Source organism: Brevundimonas faecalis, assembly GCF_040549405.1.
Taxonomy (GTDB): Bacteria; Pseudomonadota; Alphaproteobacteria; order Caulobacterales; family Caulobacteraceae; genus Brevundimonas; species Brevundimonas faecalis.
In genome coordinates this window covers 987,462-1,006,428 of sequence record NZ_JBEPTF010000001.1, presented here as the reverse complement: position 1 = coordinate 1,006,428, position 18,967 = coordinate 987,462, and the positions used below count along the sequence as shown (strand labels likewise).

Here is an 18,967-nt window from a genome sequence, read left to right as displayed (position 1 = left end):
CGAGCCGCCGGTCCCGACCGGTACTAAGAGAAGGCCCCGGCGGAGCGATCCGCCGGGGCTTTTTCTATGTCCGCCGCAACATGACGCGCTCGCCGCTCTTCCCCGGATGGCGGACAGGAAAAAGGCCCGGGGGGTTCCACGCTCCCGGGCCTTCTCCTGATCGGGCTGTCCTCGTGGATCAGCGCCCGATCAGCACTTCTCCCGATCCGACGATGGCGCGCGACACCGGGCCGGTCACTTCACGCACCCGCACGTCGCCCGAGCCGGCGATAGAAGCATCCAGGCTGGCGGCCGTTCCGTCGAAGCGGACGTCGCCCGAACCGCCGATCGCGACCTCCAGCGAGGTGGCCGAGCCGCCCCTCACCCGCACGCTGCCCGATCCGCCGATGGCGATGTCGACGGCTCCGTCCGCGCGGGCCACCACGATATCGCCCGAACCGCCGATGCCGGCGTCCAGCGCACCCGTCGCTCCGGCGATGATGGAGCCGGATCCGCCGACATTGGCCTCCAGGCTGCGCGAGGTTCCCGCCCGCACCGAACCCGAACCGCCGACATTGATCTCCAGCCGCCCGTCGACATTGGCCACCGTCCAGCCGCCGCAGCCGCCCGCCCCCAGTTCCACGGACCGCGCCCCGCGGCCGACCGAGCCGAAGACGCCGTCGCCGGCGTTGACGTCCACGTCCCGGGGCGTACGCAGCACGATCAGGGGGGCGTCCTCCAGGCGGATGCGTCCCACGCTCCGCACCTCGATCGTCGCGCCGTCTCCGGGCTGACGGGCGTCGGCCGGGCCGTTGTTGCAGTTGCGGATGCCGCTGTCCGAGAAGGGGTTCAGGTTGCGGCGACGGCCCAGGCCGCCGTCGATCATCACCTTGCTTCCCCGGCGCTCGACGCGCAGTTGCGGCAGGTTGGCCGAACCCTGCGTGATCTCCACGCCGATGTCGGCGCGATCTTCGGGGATGACGATGACTCGCGCCACGGCGTGGCGGATCTCGGCGTCCTGGGCCGAGGCGGGCTGGGCGGCGGCCAGGGCGACCAGAACGGCGGCGGAGGCGGCGGCGTAAACGGCGATCTTCATGGCGGGGTCCCTCTCCAAGGTTCGAGGGGAAGGTGACGCCGCGCCCGTCTCAAGTCATTTTAAATCGAGGTCATGAAGTCGTTGTAAGAAAACGGTCTTCCCTTCCTCGCACCGCCGGGCTTCGTCACGCCCCGTCAGTTGTTCAACGCACCCGCTCCGTCGGTCGCCCCGACCTCCGGCTCGAACTGCCGCTCATAGTGGGCGATCTTGCTCTTCAGCGCGCCCGCCCGCTTCAAGCCCAATGAGGCCGCCCAGCGCAGCGCCAGCTCGGCCTGCCCCATGGAATCGGTCTGGCGCGGCGCCCCGCCCCGGCTGCGCATCACGGCGTTGGTGTAGAGGGCGCCGTTGCGGAACCGCGACGGCCAGGTCTGGAAGTCCATCGACAGGGAGACGCAGAACCGGTCCAGGTTCTCCACCCGGTGCGGAGCATACAGCGGCCAGGTCAGGGCCTGTCCCGGCTCCAGGTCCATCACCTGGGCGTCGCTCTCGAAGGCCAGGGTATAGGGCAGTTCTTCCGTCGTCTGGCGCGACACCACCTGCTCCATCGCCCGCTCAGGCAGATGGGCCTCGTCGCCCGGATAGACATAGATGCGCTTGCGTCCGCGCAGGTGGAACAGCACCACCCCCGCCGCGTCGAAATGATAGGGCACCCGCGCCTTGGGCGAGGACAGGATCAACTGCCCGGCGTTCTTCACCGCCTTCAGGCCCGGATAGGCCGTCTCCACCTTGCGGAACTCGGCCATGGCGGCGGCCCACAGTTCCGGCCAGCCCGTCTCGACCCCCCGTAGATTGACCCACAGGCGGCCCTGCTTGATCGCTTCCAGCAGTTCGGCGCCGTTCAGCCGCCCCCGCGCGCCCGTGCGCAGCGAGACCTGACCTTCCTCGTCATAGTCGTACAGGTTGATGTCGAAGAGTTCGGCCGGATAGCGGTCCAGCACGCCCGCCAGGGCCTCGTCCTCGGCGAAGCCCTGCTCGATCAGGCTGTGCGGGATGGTTCCCGCCTGGGCGATGGGGCCCGGATAACGCGTGCGTCGTTCAGACATGGATGTTCCCTTCCTCAGGAAGCCGTCTTGGCGCGACCGTTGGCCTTGGCCAGGGCGGCGCTCGCCGCCTGGGCCACGCCGCGCAGCCGACCGGTCGCCGTCGGCTCGCAGGCTTCAATCACGTTCCAGCGGCGACGCACGCTCTGGCGCAGTCGCCGCCCCCTCTCCTCGCCGGCCAGGGACATCAGCGAGGCGGCGGCCCGGCCCATGGTCTCCGACAGGCCGTGGCGGAAGACCGTGGCCTCCGCCACCGGCTGCACCGTGTCGCAGAAGTAGCGCTTGTAGGCCTCGCCGCCGAAGCCGTAGTCGAAGTCCCGGTATCCCTGCTCCGACCCCATGCGGATCGTCTCCATGCTCAGCAGGATGCCGGGCGAGCAGCGCGCCAGCGACGGCACATAGGCCGGGAACCAGAAATGGTAGCGCTTGCCGGCGTGCAGCGAATACTCGATCGCCGCCACCTGGCCGCCCGCCGTCAGCACGGCCATGGAGGCCCCGAAGTCGGGATGATCCGCCGCCATCAGGGCGTGCAGCAGCTCGCGCGTCCAGCCGCAGGCGAAGATGTCATGGCGATTGGTGCGCCGGTACTGCTCGCTCTTCAGCCGGATCAGTTCGTCCAGCATGACCGGATCGCGGACGCCCATCCGCACCTGGACCTCGCCGAACTCGGTCTCCATGCTGCGACGCGCGCGTTCCTTGTCCTTGAAATACTTGCCGTAGGCCGCACGTCGCCCTGCGTACCAGGCGTCGTATCCGCCCTCGTCCGGGATGGTGGTGCGGAAGCTTTCATTGGGCGTGATCCCGGGCGCCAGTCCCACCCACCCGTTGACGCTGAACCGCGCCCCGTCCAGCAGATAGGCCGTCTCATACAGGGACGGTCGGATGTCCCTGGGGCCGATCACGCCGTGATAGTCGTTCATCGGCGCCGCGATCGGCAGCACGGTCCCGCCGCGCCGCTGATAGGGGAAGTAGCCCGCCGGGACCCCGTCCCGCCGAAAGATCGCCAGCTTGCAGCCGAAGCCGATCCGCGCTGCAATCTCCGCGAACTCCACCCGGAAATAGGGGCTGTCCAGATCGGGATCCGCCGCCTGCCAGGCCGACCATTGCGCGCGGTCCTCGGGCGTCAGCTCGCCGATGTCGCGGATATCAACGGTCAGTTCGCCGGTCATGTCGTCTTCTGGATCCCCTTCAGGCCGGATCGGACAGCAAGTTCCGTTCCGCCTGAAACCTCTACATCAGGCCCGTTTCAGCACGGTTTACCGCCATGGTGAACGAAACCCCAGTCCCTTTAGAGAGCCCCGGCGCCTGTTCCTTCTTGGTCCTGCCGGCCCGAGGCCGGACGGCAAAACGGCCCCCGGGTTTCCCCGGAGGCCGCTCTGTTACGCTTTACTCTGGCCTACCGCGCTTTCGCGCTGCTTGAGGCCGGTACGCTTACTGTTCGGCCGTTAAGGGCCGGATCGATCGATTACTCGACGATCTTGGACACCACGCCGGCGCCGACCGTGCGGCCGCCTTCGCGGATGGCGAAGCGCAGCTTCTCTTCCATCGCGATCGGGGTGATCAGCTCGACGTCCAGCTCGGCGTTGTCGCCGGGCATGATCATCTCAACGCCTTCCTTCAGCTTCACGATGCCCGTCACGTCGGTCGTGCGGAAGTAGAACTGCGGACGGTAGTTGGTGAAGAACGGCGTGTGACGGCCGCCCTCTTCCTTCGTCAGGATGTAGGCTTCGGCCACGAACTTCGTGTGCGGCGTGATCGAACCCGGCTTGCACAGCACCTGGCCGCGCTCGACGTCTTCACGCTTGGTGCCGCGCAGCAGCACGCCCACGTTGTCGCCGGCCTGACCCTGGTCCAGCAGCTTGCGGAACATTTCAACGCCCGTGCAGGTCGTCTTCTGGACCGGACGGATGCCGACGATCTCGACTTCTTCACCGACCTTGACGATGCCGCGCTCGACGCGACCCGTGACCACGGTGCCGCGGCCCGAGATCGAGAAGACGTCTTCGACCGGCATCAGGAAGGCCTGGTCGATCGGACGCTCCGGCTGCGGGATGTAGTCGTCCACGGCCTGCATCAGCTTCAGGATGGCTTCTTCGCCGATCGCGGCGTCGCGGCCTTCGACAGCGGCCAGGGCCGAACCCTTGACGACCGGGATGTCGTCACCCGGGAACTGGTACGACGACAGCAGTTCGCGAACTTCCATCTCGACCAGCTCGAGCAGCTCTTCGTCGTCGACCATGTCCACCTTGTTCAGGAAGACCACCAGCGCCGGAACGCCGACCTGACGCGACAGCAGGATGTGCTCGCGCGTCTGCGGCATCGGGCCGTCAGCGGCCGAGCACACCAGGATCGCGCCGTCCATCTGAGCCGCGCCCGTGATCATGTTCTTCACGTAGTCGGCGTGGCCGGGGCAGTCCACGTGCGCGTAGTGACGGTTCGCCGTCTCGTATTCCACGTGCGCCGTGTTGATCGTGATGCCGCGGGCCTTTTCTTCCGGCGCCGCGTCGATGTCCGCATAGTTCTTCGCCGTCGCGCCGCCCGACTTCGCCAGCGTGATCGTGATCGCCGCCGTCAGCGTCGTCTTGCCGTGGTCAACGTGACCGATCGTGCCGATGTTGCAGTGCGGCTTAGTGCGTTCGAACTTTTCCTTGGCCATTCTCTAGCTCCTGGGTGTCCCCGAACCGGGGGTCCATTTGGGTTTGGGGATTGAGTGGGGCGATTTGTGACCAAACCGCCCCGTTTTCAAGTGGTCCGTCGAAACGGATTTAGGCGGAGTACTTCTTGATCACTTCGTCGGCGACGTGTTGCGGCACCGGATCATAGTGGTCGTACTGCATGGTGAACTGGGCGCGGCCTTGCGACATGCCGCGCAGGGTGTTCACGTAGCCGAACATGTTGGCCAGCGGCACGAAGGCGTTGATGACGATGGCGTTGCCGCGCATGTCCTGGCCCTGGATCATGCCGCGACGGCCGTTCAGGTCGCCGATGACCGAGCCGAGGTATTCCTCGGGGGTCACGACCTCGACCGCCATGATCGGCTCGAGCAGCTTGGGCGAACCCTTTTCCTTCAGTTCACGGAAGGCGGCGCGCGAAGCGATTTCGAAGGCCAGGACGCTGGAGTCGACGTCGTGGAACTTGCCGTCCGTCAGCGTGGCCTTGAAGTCGATCATCGGGAAGCCGGCCAGCAGACCGTTTTCCTTGGCCGATTCCAGGCCCTTTTCGACGCCCGGGATGTATTCCTTGGGCACCGCGCCGCCGACGATGGCGTTTTCGAACACGAAGCCCGAACCCGCTTCACCCGGCTCGAAGGTGATCATGACGCGGGCGAACTGACCCGTACCGCCGGTCTGCTTCTTGTGGGTGTAGTCGATGTCGACCTTGCGGCCCAGGGACTCGCGGTAGGCCACCTGCGGCGCGCCGATGTTGGCTTCCACCTTGTAGGTGCGCTTCAGGATGTCGACCTTGATGTCCAGGTGCAGCTCGCCCATGCCCTTCAGGATGGTCTGGCCCGACTCGTGGTCGGTCGAGACGGTGAAGGAGGGGTCTTCCGAGGCCAGCTTGGCCAGGGCGACGCCCAGCTTCTCCTGGTCGGCCTTGGTCTTGGGCTCGACCGATATCTCGATCACCGGCGCCGGGAATTCCATCTTCTCGAGGATGATGGGCGACTTGATCGGGTCGCACAGGGTGTCGCCCGTGCGGGTTTCCTTCAGGCCGGCCAGGGCGACGATGTCGCCGGCGTAAGCTTCCTTGATGTCCTCGCGGTTGTTCGAGTGCATCTGCAGCATGCGGCCGACGCGCTCCTTCTTGTCACGCGACGAGTTCAGCAGCGACATGCCGGTTTCCATCTTGCCCGAGTACAGGCGGCAGAAGGTCAGCGAGCCGACGAAGGGGTCGTCCATGATCTTGAAGGCCAGGACCGACAGGGGCTCTTCGTCCGAAGCCTTGCGGGTCACCGGCTCTTCCGTGCGGAAGTCGATGCCCGGCGTGGCCGGAATGTCGGTCGGCGACGGCAGGTAGTCGATGACGGCGTCGAGCAGGGGCTGAACGCCCTTGTTCTTGAAGGCCGAGCCGCCGAGGATCGGGTAGAAGGCGCCGGTCAGCACGGCCTTGCGGATGCACTTCTTCAGCACTTCGACCGAGGGCTCTTCGCCGCCCAGGTAGGCTTCCATGGCGTCGTCGTCGAGTTCGACGGCGTTGTCGATCAGGTACTGGCGAGCGGCGGCGGCTTCATCGGCCATGTCGGCCGGGATGTCGCGGACGTCGGCGTCGGCGCCGACGGTGTCGGTTTCCCAGACATAGGCCTTCATCTCGACCAGGTCGACGACGCCCTTCAGCAGGTTTTCAGCGCCGATCGGCAGTTGGATCGGCACGGCCTTGGCGCCCAGGCGGTCGCGGATCGACTGGACCGAAGCCGCGAAGTCGGCGCCGATCTTGTCCATCTTGTTGACGAAGACGATGCGCGGAACCTTGTACTTGTCGGCCTGACGCCAGACGGTTTCCGTCTGCGGCTCGACGCCGGCGTTGCCGTCCAGCACGGTCACGGCGCCGTCGAGGACGCGCAGCGAACGCTCGACTTCAATGGTGAAGTCCACGTGGCCGGGGGTGTCGATGATGTTGAGGCGCTTGCCCTTCCAGAAGGCGGTCGTTGCGGCCGACGTGATGGTGATGCCGCGTTCCTGCTCCTGGTCCATCCAGTCCATGGTGGACGCGCCGTCGTGCGTCTCGCCCATCTTGTGGTTACGGCCGGTGTAGAACAGGATCCGCTCGGTCGTCGTCGTCTTGCCCGCGTCGATGTGGGCCATGATGCCGAAGTTGCGGTAGTCTTCGATTTTATGTGTGCGGGGCATTGGAGTCGCCTTCGGGGTGCTTCGCGGACGCGGCGAGCGCCCATGGGTGTCGGATATGACGGCGCGGGCGGTTCAACCTGAACGCCCGCGCCGGATCGTCTTAGATAGCGACCGCCAGTAGCGGTTTTAAGACGCTTACCAGCGGTAGTGGCTGAAGGCGCGGTTGGCTTCGGCCATCTTGTGGGTGTCTTCGCGCTTCTTCACGGCGGTGCCGCGGTTGTTCGAAGCGTCCAGCAGTTCGGCCGCCAGCTTCTCCGTCATGGTGTTCTCGCCGCGCTTGCGGGCGGCGTTGACCAGCCAGCGGATGGCCAGGGCGCGACGACGGTCCGGACGGACTTCGACCGGCACCTGATAGGTGGCGCCGCCGACGCGACGCGAACGGACTTCGACCGACGGGGCGACGTTGTCGAGGGCGGCGTGGAAGGTGACGACCGCTTCCTGGTCCTTCTTCTTCTCGGCCAGGATGTCGAAGGCGCCGTAGACGATGTTTTCGGCGACGGCCTTCTTACCTTCGTACATGACGTAGTTCATGAACTTGGTGACGATCAGATCACCGAACTTGGGATCCGGCAGAACTTCACGCTTCTGGGCGCGGTGACGACGCGACATGGGTTATTCCTTGCAGTGCCCGGCAGACGCCGGGAAAATCTCTGAGGGTCCAGACCGGCAGGCCTGAAAACGGTTCGCTTACTTCGGACGTTTGGCGCCGTAGTGCGAACGACGCTGCTTGCGGTCCTTGACGCCTTGCGTATCGAGCACGCCGCGCAGGATGTGGTAGCGAACGCCGGGCAAGTCCTTCACGCGGCCGCCGCGGATCAGAACAACCGAGTGCTCTTGCAGGTTGTGGCCTTCGCCGGGGATGTAGCAAACGGCTTCGTAGCCGTTCTTGGCCAGGCGGACCTTGGCGACCTTACGCAGAGCCGAGTTCGGCTTCTTCGGGGTCGTGGTGTAGACGCGGGTGCAGACGCCGCGACGCTGGGGCGAACCTTCCAGGGCCGGCACCTTGTTGCGGGTGGGCTTGGGCTTGCGCGGCTTGCGGATCAGCTGGTTGATCGTAGGCATACGAATTCGTCTCTTTTCGATGTGGAGGCGTGTGCCTTTCGGCCGGAGCGCCTCATGAGCCTTCTTTTGGACGCCGCCAAAGCGCCGCCCGGGGATTGATCGAGCGAGACGTCACGCCCAAACAGAAAAACCGGAACGCGCGCTTCGGGCGTTCCGGCGGGCGCAGCCCGTCCGTTCGATTGTCACGATCTCGACGGACGGCGAACCGCCCACGTCTCGAAAGTGCGCGCCCTTTACGCCCATGCCGCCCCCGGGTCAAGGCCGCGCTCCCTCTCCTCGCCCGGGTTGACACCTTCGCTTCACAGGCCTAGGCCCGCCCCGCTTCATCGACGAAGCGCAGAACGAACCGAACCATGGACCCCTATCCTAGTCGCATCGGAGGCTCGGCCCAGGCCGCCGCCTCCCCGCGCAAGACATCGAAGGTCGTCGCCGACTTCGGTCGGACGGGCGTGATCCGGGGTCTCGGCTAGGGGCTTCGGCCCTCCGCTCGTCCCGCCGGCGCCGACGCCGGCCGCAAGGAGACGAGCGATGCACATCATCCGCCTGAACGCCCTCCGGCGCGCGCCCGACGCACGCCGCCGCCCCGCCTCCAGCCTGGAGCGCGAAGTCATCACCGCCGTGGTGGCCCTCTACCTCGTGCTGTCCGGCGCCATGCTGGTCGTCCACTTCGCCCTGGGCGGGGAAGGATCGGACCGCCCCACGGCCACCTCCTCCACCTCCCCGACTCACGCAGCAGCCGCCGCCGCCGCCGTCGCCGTCGCCAAGGAAGGAGCCGCCCGATGACCCTCCGCATTCCGACGCTCGCCGCCCGTCCCTGGCTGCGCCTGCGCCGCGACGACCCGGCCGCCCTGGCCCGCGTCGCCGAGCGCCACGCCTGCCGCTTCCCGGTCGAGGACGTCTTCGACCGGGACGCCGACTTCCTCTACCTGCCGGTCGACGCCCTTCGACGGGACGAGCCGGAGGCGGACGGCCGCCCTCTGGTCTTCGCCCTGGGCCGCGACCTCCTGATCACCCTGGAGCCGGCCGAGGGCCTCTCGCCCTTCGACCGCCTTCCGGCCCCGGCCGAGAAGGGAGCGGAGGCGCACGCCGGCCCGGCCGCCGTCTTCTACGACCTGCTTCTGGCCCTGAACGCCGACACCGAGCATGTCCTGGCCCTGACCGGCGGCGGTCTGGAAAGCGTCAACGACCGGATGCGGACCATCGCCCGCGGCCGCGACGAGACCGGGCGCGACATCGATTCGAGCCTGATCCACGAGGCCATGGCCGAACTGAACGTCCAGGAAGAGCGCGTCTCCCGCATCCAGCGCAGCCAGCTCTTGCTCGACCGGGCGGCCCGCCACCTGCGTCAGTCCCTGACCGAGCGGGATCAGGCCCTGCGTCCCCATGTCGAGACCCTGATCTCCGACATCGCCAGCGTGAAGGAGCGCGCGGGGTTCGAGCACGCCAAGCTGCGCTATCTCCAGGACTCCGTGACCGCCTCGCTCAGCGCCAAGCAGAACGAGATCGTCAAGGTCTTCACCATCATCACCGCCGTCTTCCTGCCGCCGACCCTGGTGGCCACCTTCTACGGCATGAATTTCGCCGTCATGCCGGAGCTGGCCTGGAAGCACGGCTTCAGCTTCACCATCGTCCTGACCCTGCTCGCGGCCCTGCTGCCGCTCATCTACATCAAGAAGAAGGGCTGGCTGCGCTGACGGCGCCGCCGGAACGGAATCACGGACATGAAGACTGTTCTGATCGCGGCCGCTGCGGCGGCCGCGGCCTTCCTCGCGTGCGCCTCGGGCGCGCGGGCGGGAGGCCCCTATGTCGTGGACGACGCCGGAACCACGCCGGCCGGCCGCTGCCAGATCGAGACCTGGGTCACGCACAGCCATGACCCCGGCTGGGTCGTCGCCCCCGCCTGCGCGGTCGGCGGCGCGCGCCCGGTGGAACTGACCCTGGGCCTGCGGGGACAGGGCGGCGCGACCTGGCTGGGCCCGGCCGCCAAGCGAGGCCTGGCCGATTTCGGCGACGGCCGCCTGACCCTCGCCGCCAGCCTCGCGGCGGAGGTTCCCACAGACGGCGGCCCGGCCGTCGTCGCCGTCAACCTGCCCCTGACGATCCAGGCCGCGGACGCCGTCCTGCTTCATCTCAACCTGGGCTGGAGCCAGGAGGGCGACGTCGGCCGCACGACCTGGGGCCTCAATGCCGAGCATCGGCTGGCACCACGCCTGTGGGCCGTGGCCGAAACCCATGGCGACGACCGGGGCGGCCGGGGCTGGCAGGCGGGCCTTCGCTACGCCCTGGCGCCCGACCGCCTCGACCTGGACCTGACGGTCGGGCGGCCGGACCGGGCCGACGACGGCCTGACCTGGACCCTGGCCCTCGCCGCCGCCTTCTGACAGCCTGCCTGAAAGTCGCCGGATTCACCGCTCAGCTTGCGCGGACAGGGAAGGAGGGAAGGCCGCATGACCGTCGCCGTCGTATCGTCGCCCGCCTCCCTGTTCGCGAACCCGCGCCGGCGACGGACGGCTCTGCTGGTCGCCTCGGTCGTCATTCACCTGGCGATTCTCGGCCCCATGGCGCTGCGGTCCGTGACTCAGGGGAACCAGCCCCTCTATGAGGACCGGCCCGTGGTCTATCTGGACATCGAGCCCCGCCCTCTCCTCCCGGGCGAACGCCCCCGTCCGATCCCGGCCCCGCCCCAGGTTCCGGTAGAGAGCACGACGGCCCGCACGACCGATGCGGCTACGCCCCGGATCGCCCCTCCGCGCAAGAAGGCGGACGAGGACGAGCGCCCGGCCCCGCCGGCGCCCCGCCTGGCCCTTCCGTCCTCCGCCGTCGCGCCCGACGCCGTCCCGGCCCAGCCCGTCCCCGACGCCTGGCGGGTCGCGCCCGACAGCCAGGCCGCCGCCAACGCGCGCGCCCTGCGCGGCTCGCCCGCCGGCTGCCGCGCCCGCCATCTGCTGAACCGCGCCGAACAGGCCCTGTGCGACGAGCGTTTCAACCAGGCCGCCGCCGAGGCGGCCGCCCGTCGCCCCATCCAGGGCAGCGGCGACGCCGAACGCGACGCCCGCTTCGCCCGCCAGGGCGCCGCCGCCCTGGCCCGCTACGATCAGAAGCGACGCCCCCTGTCCGGCGGCGTCGGCGTCCTGCCGCCCGCCGACTGCCCCGGCTCCAACTTCGGAACGGGCTGCGCCGGCGCCCATCTGGCCGACGTCCCCGGCGTCGACATGCGCCAGGGCGCCCGCAGCACGACCGAAGCAGGCGCCCGTCGCCCCCTCAGCGGCGATTGACCCCCAGGTCCAGATAGCCGCCCGGCAGGAAGCGCACCGTCAACGGCTCTCCCGCGTCGGCGATGGTTTCGTCGCTGACGTCCCGGCCCGTGCCGTAGTTGATCTGGGCGGATGATCGGAACGGAACCCCGACCAGGGCCGCCAGGCGGCTGCCCGGCGCCAGCCTGACCCCCGTGACCGTCTGGCTTTCGAAAGCCAGGGTCTGCGTCCGGCCCGGCGTCAGCAGCCGACGCGTCCGTCGATCCGCCATATAGCTGGCCCGTCCCAGATAGGAGGAAAGCCGGAAATAGCGCCCGTCCGCCCGATGCTCGAACAGGATCACCTCCAGGTCCAGGTCGCGCTTGTTGGTCAGGATGTCGAACCGCCCCTGGAAGGCTCCGGCGATCTCGATCCCTTCCGCGAACGGCTCCGTCTCGAACAGCAGGGTTCCGGTCAGGTCTAGCCGTCCCTCCGGAACCTCGGCGTCCAGCCCGCTGCGATCGGCCATGTCCAGCTTCAGCTCGATCACCGCGTCCCCGGCCGGCGGCTGCGGCGCCAGGCGGCGGCCTTCCGTCCCCATCTCCTCGCCCAGGTAGAGCCGCAGCCGATTCTCGGCCATGGCCTCCAGCGTCGGGACATGGCGCCATTGGTCCGCGCCCATGACCTGGTAGTTCACCCTTGCGCTCAACGCCTCTGGCAGGGGCGCGCCGCGAAAGACGTGGTCGAACCACTGCATCCGGATCTCCGCCAGGTCGACCAGCGCGCTGGGATCCAGGTCGTAGCCGTTGACCGACGGCAGGATCCCCGCCTGCTGGGCGGTGTGGTGATAGGGGCCGACGATCATCCGGTGATCCGCATCCGGCCGATAGCGCAGATGCTCCTTGAAGTAGTGCAGGGCCCCGACCATGCCGCCGTCGAAATAGCCGGTCTGGACATAGACGGGGATGTCGATGTCCGCGAACGCCCGCCCCTGCGGGATCATCGCCTGCCAATAGGCGTCATAGTCGGGATGGTTCAGCCAGGTCTCGAAGATGGGATTGGCGCGTCCGTCGATCCTGGGCAGGTCGCGATAGGCCCGCCCGCTCAGGAACCACTCCCGGTCCAGGCGATTCCAGCGCTCGCGATCTCCATAGGTCGTCTCGTCCAGGGCCGAACCGCTCGCGGCGTACAGGGGCCAGGGATAGATGAAGTTCTGGAAGACGCCGTCCTGCATCGGCGTGTCGATCCCCGGCGCGTTCGACGCATTGGTGGCGATGGCCCGCAACGCCTTGGGCCTGTGCTTCAGGGCGGCCCACTGGACGAAGGCGTTGTAGCTGCCGCTGAACATCCCCACCCGGCCGTCGCTCCAGTCGCGCGCCGCCAGCCAGTCGATCACCGCCGCCGCGTCCGCGCCGTCGTGGACATAGGGCATGGGCTCGCCCGTGCTCCGGCCCTTGCCCCGCGAATAGGCGACCGCCCCGGCGTATCCGCGCGCCGCCATCTGGACCGCATCGGACCGGCTCCAGTCGTCGCGGTTATAGAGGGTGTAGCTCATCAGCGTGGTCAGCCGCTGCGCCTCTGCGCCGCGCGGACGCACCAGCAGGACAGCGATCTCGATTCCCTCATCGGTCGGAACCATTCGCTCCTCGACGATGAACCGCTGTTCCAGGTCCGCCCGGATCAGGGCTTCCGAAGCCGGCGTCAGATAGGTCCAGGCGTCCAGGATCGCCTGGGCCGTCACGGCCTGCATTCCTCCCTCGCACTGGATCAGTTCCACGCCCGCACAGGCCGCCGCCGCACGCGTCGCCCTTTCCCGCATGGGCGCCAGATCGGCGCCGTAGGTCGGCAGCACGGCCGCCGCCTCCCGGTCCGGCAGGCTTGCGTACAGTTCGTCGAAGGCGCGGGTCAGGGCCTGCGGCCGCTCCATGCCCCGGGTTTCATACAGCCTGGCCCGCGCATAGATCCGCCACGGCGTCAGGGCGGCGGCGCGCCCCGGCTGGGTCGGTCGGAACTGATAGGCCATGTCCACGGCCATCGCCTCGGCCTCCGCGTATCGACCGGCGGCCAGCAACAGCCTCAGGCGCTGGGACGTCGGCGCCGCGGCGTCCGGCCTCGTCAGCAACTCGGCCGCCGCGCGACTGAACCGCGCCTCGACCGTCTCCGCAGCGGCTTCTGCAGCGACGGAACAGGCGCCCAGCATCAGCGCCAACGCCGACCCCAGGGTCAGGCTCAAGGACAGAAAACGGATCATCGCGGCAACCTCCATGGCTGTCGCCGGAATAGCCTCGGCCTGGAGTTGCGGACGGGAATGCGGCCGGTCGACACGCCCTGTCGGTGAACGGACAGGCGCCGACGGTCAGTCAGGTGGTCACAGGACCCGGGCGCGCACCCGCTGCGATCCGGCGCGGCTGGTCTGGATTCGCTCGCCGTCCTCCATGTGCAGAAGCAGTCGTCCGTTCCCCGCCGGCTCGGCGCGCGCGATGCGGTCCAGGTTGACGATATGCGATCGGTGCACCCGGGCGAAGCGGTCGGGATCGAGCGCCGCCTCGAACTCCGTCAGGGTCATGCGGACCAGATGCCGCCCTGCCGCCGTCTTCACTTCCGCATAGTCGTCTGCGCCCGCGATGCTGATGATGGCGGCCACCTCGATCGGGCGGATGTCCTCGCCGCTGCGGATGAAATAGCGGGACAGGTCGCCGCCGCTCGCGACGGGCTTCGCCACCTCCTCCGTCGTCCCGACGGCCGCGGCGGTGAGCGCGGCCCGCGCCGCCTCCAGATGCACCAGGGCCGCGATCACTCCATAGGTCGTGAGGTTCTGCAGCGTCTGCCAGGCCATGGCGCGATGATCGAACGGCCGCACGTCGAACTCGGTCGCCGAAACCCCGTGGATCAGACCCAGCAGGACCAGCAGCATCCAATAGGCCGCAAGCGCGAACCCCAGGCCCACGGCCAGGTGCCCCGCGGCCAGGAGCGCCGTCCGCCGGCCGATCAGGAAGCGCAGGATCAGCCGGCGCGCGACTAGGCCCATCAGCACCACGGGAACCGTATTGGCCGCCGCGCCCAGCAGGGTCGCCGCAACCCCCTCGCCCCGCGCGGCCGTCAGCACCAGGGCGTAGGCCCCGAACACCACGGCCGCCCCCGTCGCCACGCGCCGCCACGACAGGGGCGGTGCGGGTTCGGCTCGGACGACGGTCTCTCGGTTCATGCACGACCTGCAGGTTTGGACGACCCTCGCCAATAACCGCACCCGCCGCCCCGCGAAAAGAGCCTTCGCCGCGAACGCGCGGTAGGCCCAAACCGGCCTCAAGTAGTCCGAAGGACGATAGGCCCAAAACCGGCCTCAAGCAGCGCGAACGCGCGTTAGGCCAAAAAGAAAGAGCGGCGCCGTTTCCAGCGCCGCTCTCCTCAGTCTTCAGTTCCGAAACCGGATCAGCCTTCCGACTGCTCCAGCTCCAGCGCCAGGTCCGCCGGCAGCGGCTCGACGGCGTCTTCGCGGGCCTGCGTCAGCTCGGCGTCGCGATCGTTCGCCAGCTTCTGCAGCGCGCGCAGATAGGCGCCCGTGCCCGCCGGGATCAGACGACCGACGATGACGTTTTCCTTCAGGCCTTCCAGCGTGTCCTTCTTGCCGTGGACCGAGGCGTCGGTGAGGACGCGGGTGGTCTCCTGGAACGAAGCCGCCGAGATGAAGCTGCGGGTCTGCAGCGACGCCTTGGTGATGCCCAGCAGGACCGGCTGCACGATGGCCAGGCGGCCGCCGCGCTTCTCGACCTTGGCGTTCTCGATCTCGACCTCGACCTTGTCGACGTGATCGCCCTTGATCAGGGTGGTCTCGCCGGAGTCGACGACCTCGACCTTCTGCAGCATCTGGCGAACGATCACCTCGATGTGCTTGTCGTTGATCGGCACGCCCTGCAGTCGGTAGACCTCCTGCACTTCGTTCACCAGATACTCGGCCAGGGCCTCGACGCCCTGGATGCGCAGCAGGTCGTGCGGATCCGGGTTGCCGTCGATGATGTAGTCGCCCTTCTGGATCAGATCGCCGTCGTGGACGGAGATGTGCTTGCCCTTCGGGATCAGGAACTCGACCGCCTCAGCCTGGTTGCCGTCTGCATCGACTTCCGGGGTGATCTTGATGCGGCGCTTGTTCTTGTAGTCGCGACCGAATTCAACGCGGCCGTCCATCTCGGCGATGACCGCGCAGTCCTTCGGACGACGGGCTTCGAACAGTTCGGCCACGCGCGGCAGACCGCCGGTGATGTCGCGGGTCTTGGCGCCTTCGGTCGGGATACGGGCGATGATGTCGCCCGGCTTGACCTCGTCGCCGTTGGCCACCGACAGGATGGCCCCCACGGGCAGCAGGTAGCGCGCGTCCGAACCCGTCGACAGCTTGCCGTAGGTCTCGCCCTGGATGACGCCCATGGCCGGACGCAGGTCCGAACCACGCGGGCTGGCCCGCCAGTCGGACACGACGCGCTGGGCGATGCCGGTGGCTTCGTCGGTTTCCTCGCGGACCGACAGGCCCTCGACCAGGTCCTCGAAGCGGATCGAGCCGCCGACTTCCGTCAGGATCGGGGTGGTGTAGGGGTCCCACTCGGCCAGACGCTGGCCCTTGGTCACGTCGCCGCCGTCCTTGACCCGGATGCGGGCGCCGTAGGGCAGCTTGTAGGACTCGCGTTCCTTGCCGTCGACGGCCACGGTGACCACGACGTTGCGGCTCATGGCCACCGGGTCGCCGTGAGCGGCCACGACGGTCGCGCCGACGATCTTGGCCGTACCGGCGTTGGTCGCCTCGAAGAAGGAGGTTTCCGCCACCTGGGCCGTACCGCCGATGTGGAAGGTACGCATGGTCAGCTGGGTGCCCGGCTCGCCGATCGACTGGGCGGCGATGACGCCCACCGCTTCGCCGATGTTGACGTTGGTGCCGCGCGCCAGATCACGACCGTAGCAGGAGCCGCAGATGCCGGTCTCGGCCTCGCAGGTCAGGGCCGAACGGACCTTGATCGACTGGACGCCGGCGGCCTCGATGACCTCGATTTCCTCTTCCTGCAGATAGGTGTCCGCCGGGAAGATGACCGTGTCCGTGCCGGGCTCCTTGATGTCCTCGGCCGCGTAACGGCCCAGGACGCGCTGGCCCAGGGAGACCAGGACGTCGCCGCCCTCGACCACGGCGCGCAGGGTGATCCCGCGCGTCGAGCCGCAGTCTTCCTCGGTGACGATCGAGTCCTGCGCCACGTCCACCAGACGACGGGTCAGGTAACCCGAGTTGGCGGTCTTCAGCGCGGTGTCGGCCAGACCCTTGCGGGCGCCGTGGGTGGAGTTGAAGTACTCAAGGACGGTCAGGCCTTCCTTGAAGTTCGAGATGATCGGCGTTTCGATGATCTCGCCCGAGGGCTTGGCCATCAGGCCGCGCATGCCGCCCAGCTGCTTCATCTGGGCCTGCGAACCGCGGGCGCCCGAGTTGGCCATCATGAAGACCGAGTTGATGTCCGGCTCCTGACCCTTGATCAGGACGCGCGGCTGGGCGATCTCGCCCATCATCTCGTCGGCGATCTTGTCCGTGGCCTTGGCCCAGGCGTCGACGACCTTGTTGTACTTCTCGCCCTTGGTGATCAGGCCGTCGGCGTACTGTTGCTCGTACTCCTCGACCTGGGCGCGGGTCTCGTTGACCAGGACTTCCTTCTTGGCCGGGATGACGATGTCGTCCTTGCCGACGGAGATGCCGGCCTTGGCGGCTTCGCGGAAGCCCAGCTGCATCATCTGGTCGGCGAAGATGACCGTCGCCTTCTGACCGCAGTGACGGTAGACCTGATCGATCAGGTTGCCGATTTCCTTCTTGGTCAGGTTCTTCTCGAGCAGGCGGTAGCCGATGTTCGGGTTGTGCGGCAGCAGGGCGCCCAGCTTCATCCGGCCCGGCGTCGTGTCGATGACCTTGGTCACGACTTCGCCGTCCGCGTTCATCTCGGTCCAGCGCGCCTTGATCTTGGTGTGCAGCTTGACGACCTGGGCGTCCAGGGCGGCGTCGATCTCGCCCATGTTGGCGAACAGCTTGCCTTCGCCCGGCTGGGCGTCCTTGACCAGCGACAGGTAGTAGAGCCCCAGGACGATGTCCTGCGACGGCACGATGATCGGCTTGCCGTTAGCGGGCGACAGGATGTTGTTCGTCGACATCATCAGGACGCGCGCTTCCAGCTGGGCCTCAAGGCTCAGCGGGACGTGAACGGCCATCTGGTCGCCGTCGAAGTCGGCGTTGAAGGCGGTGCAGACCAGGGGGTGCAGGCGGATGGCCTTGCCCTCGATCAGCTTCGGCTCGAACGCCTGGATGCCCAGACGGTGCAGCGTCGGCGCCCGGTTCAGCATGACCGGGTGTTCGCGGATCACCTCTTCCAGGATGTCCCAGACCTGCGGCTGCTCGCGCTCGACCATGCGCTTGGACTGCTTGACGGTGCCCGACAGGCCCTTGGCGTCCAGACGCGCATAGATGAAGGGCTTGAACAGCTCCAGCGCCATCTTCTTCGGCAGGCCGCACTCGTGCAGCTTCAGCTCGGGGCCCACGGTGATGACCGAACGGCCCGAGTAGTCGACGCGCTTGCCCAGCAGGTTCTGGCGGAAGCGGCCCTGCTTGCCCTTCAGCATGTCGGCCAGCGACTTCAAGGGCCTCTTGTTGGCGCCCGTGATCACGCGGCCGCGACGGCCGTTGTCGAACAGGGCGTCGACGGATTCCTGCAGCATCCGCTTTTCGTTGCGGATGATGATGTCCGGCGCGCGCAGTTCGATCAGGCGCTTCAGGCGGTTGTTGCGGTTGATGACCCGGCGATACAGGTCGTTCAGGTCCGAAGTCGCGAAGCGGCCGCCGTCCAGCGGCACCAGGGGACGCAGTTCCGGCGGGATGACCGGGACGATCGTCAGGATCATCCATTCCGGCTTGTTGCCCGACTCCAGGAAGGCTTCCATCAGCTTCAGGCGCTTGGACGCCTTCTTGGCCTTCATTTCCGACGGATTGTCGGCCAGCTCGGCGCGGTGCTTCTCGGCCTCGGCGTTCAGGTCGATGGCCATCAGCAGGTTGCGGACGGCCTCGGCGCCGATCTCGGCGGTGAAGCCGTCGTCGCCGAACTCTTCCTGATAGCGATAGAACTCGTCTTCCGTCAGCAGCTGGTTCTGCTTCAGCGGGGTCAGGCCCGGCTCGGTGACGATGTAGTTCTCGAAGTAGAGGACGCGCTCGACGTCCTTCAGCGCCATGTCGAGCATCAGCGAGATGCGCGACGGCAGCGACTTCAGGAACCAGATGTGGGCCACCGGGGCGGCCAGTTCGATGTGGCCCATCCGCTCGCGGCGAACGCGAGCCAGCGTGACTTCAACGCCGCACTTCTCGCAGATGATGCCCTTGTACTTCATGCGCTTGTACTTGCCGCACAGGCATTCGTAGTCCTTGGTCGGGCCAAAGATACGGGCGCAGAACAGGCCGTCACGCTCAGGCTTGAACGTGCGGTAGTTGATGGTTTCCGGCTTCTTGATCTCGCCGAACGACCACGAACGGATCTTCTCCGGCGAGGCCAGGGCGATCTTGATCTGGTCGAAGGTCGGGGTGACCGGAACCGGGTTGAAGATGTTCAGGACTTCCTGGTTCATCTTTTTTCCTTCTGCGGCGGAGCCGCGAAAATCATTCAGAGAGGAGAACAGGCGGACCGCCCTCCCCCGCCGAAGCGAGGAAGG

14 protein-coding genes are annotated in these 18,967 nt (G+C 67.6%); 4 read left to right on the top strand and 10 right to left on the bottom strand.

The annotated features are described in order from the left end of the window. Positions 1-178 precede the first annotated feature (178 nt). The 7 genes from ABIE19_RS04855 to rpsL all read right to left on the bottom strand — a co-directional run bounded on the left by ABIE19_RS04855 (position 179) and on the right by rpsL (position 8,024). Positions 179-1,075: a GIN domain-containing protein gene (locus ABIE19_RS04855; RefSeq protein WP_354087996.1), complete on the bottom strand. Its 897-nt coding sequence runs from the start codon at positions 1,073-1,075 to the stop codon at positions 179-181. A 134-nt stretch (positions 1,076-1,209) separates the two neighbouring features. Next, positions 1,210-2,118 (bottom strand): cupin-like domain-containing protein, encoded by a 909-nt coding sequence (locus ABIE19_RS04850; RefSeq protein ID WP_354087995.1) that lies wholly within the window; start codon positions 2,116-2,118, stop codon positions 1,210-1,212. Between the two features lie 14 nt (positions 2,119-2,132). After that, complete coding sequence (locus ABIE19_RS04845) at positions 2,133-3,284, bottom strand: GNAT family N-acetyltransferase (RefSeq protein WP_354087994.1); 1,152 nt, start codon at positions 3,282-3,284, stop codon at positions 2,133-2,135. Between the two features lie 296 nt (positions 3,285-3,580). Beyond that, positions 3,581-4,771: an elongation factor Tu gene (tuf, locus tag ABIE19_RS04840; protein WP_354087954.1), complete on the bottom strand. Its 1,191-nt coding sequence runs from the start codon at positions 4,769-4,771 to the stop codon at positions 3,581-3,583. Positions 4,772-4,880: 109 nt separating this feature from the next. Continuing rightward, entirely contained in the window at positions 4,881-6,962 is a 2,082-nt protein-coding gene (fusA, locus tag ABIE19_RS04835) for an elongation factor G (protein ID WP_354087993.1), read from the bottom strand. A gap of 135 nt (positions 6,963-7,097) precedes the next feature. Further along, the gene (rpsG, locus tag ABIE19_RS04830; RefSeq protein ID WP_354087992.1) at positions 7,098-7,571 is read right to left on the bottom strand and encodes a 30S ribosomal protein S7; all 474 of its coding nucleotides are present in this window, start codon (positions 7,569-7,571) and stop codon (positions 7,098-7,100) included. 78 nt (positions 7,572-7,649) lie between these two features. Beyond that, on the bottom strand, positions 7,650-8,024 hold the full coding sequence (rpsL, locus tag ABIE19_RS04825; RefSeq protein ID WP_008260482.1) for a 30S ribosomal protein S12: 375 nt from the start codon (positions 8,022-8,024) through the stop codon (positions 7,650-7,652). A gap of 528 nt (positions 8,025-8,552) precedes the next feature. Between rpsL and ABIE19_RS04820 the strand changes: the two genes are divergently transcribed. The 4 genes from ABIE19_RS04820 to ABIE19_RS04805 all read left to right on the top strand — a co-directional run bounded on the left by ABIE19_RS04820 (position 8,553) and on the right by ABIE19_RS04805 (position 11,299). After that, positions 8,553-8,807, top strand: coding sequence for a hypothetical protein (locus tag ABIE19_RS04820; RefSeq protein WP_354087991.1), 255 nt, complete (start codon positions 8,553-8,555; stop codon positions 8,805-8,807). Then, positions 8,804-9,718, top strand: coding sequence for a CorA family divalent cation transporter (locus tag ABIE19_RS04815; protein ID WP_354087990.1), 915 nt, complete (start codon positions 8,804-8,806; stop codon positions 9,716-9,718). Before ABIE19_RS04820 ends, ABIE19_RS04815 begins: the two co-directional genes overlap by 4 nt. A gap of 27 nt (positions 9,719-9,745) precedes the next feature. Continuing rightward, on the top strand, positions 9,746-10,405 hold the full coding sequence (locus ABIE19_RS04810) for a PA4824 family protein (RefSeq protein WP_354087989.1): 660 nt from the start codon (positions 9,746-9,748) through the stop codon (positions 10,403-10,405). A 66-nt stretch (positions 10,406-10,471) separates the two neighbouring features. After that, entirely contained in the window at positions 10,472-11,299 is an 828-nt protein-coding gene (locus tag ABIE19_RS04805; protein WP_354087988.1) for a hypothetical protein, read from the top strand. Here the strand turns inward: ABIE19_RS04805 and ABIE19_RS04800 are convergent. The 3 genes from ABIE19_RS04800 to rpoC form a co-directional block, all read right to left on the bottom strand. After that, complete coding sequence (locus ABIE19_RS04800) at positions 11,286-13,508, bottom strand: CocE/NonD family hydrolase (RefSeq protein ID WP_354087987.1); 2,223 nt, start codon at positions 13,506-13,508, stop codon at positions 11,286-11,288. The genes ABIE19_RS04805 and ABIE19_RS04800 overlap by 14 nt on opposite strands. Positions 13,509-13,625: 117 nt before the next feature. Next, positions 13,626-14,462, bottom strand: a complete 837-nt coding sequence (locus ABIE19_RS04795; RefSeq protein WP_354087986.1) for a LytTR family DNA-binding domain-containing protein — start codon at positions 14,460-14,462, stop codon at positions 13,626-13,628. Positions 14,463-14,686: 224 nt separating this feature from the next. After that, complete coding sequence (gene rpoC / locus ABIE19_RS04790) at positions 14,687-18,883, bottom strand: DNA-directed RNA polymerase subunit beta' (RefSeq protein WP_354087985.1); 4,197 nt, start codon at positions 18,881-18,883, stop codon at positions 14,687-14,689. Positions 18,884-18,967: the final 84 nt, after the last annotated feature.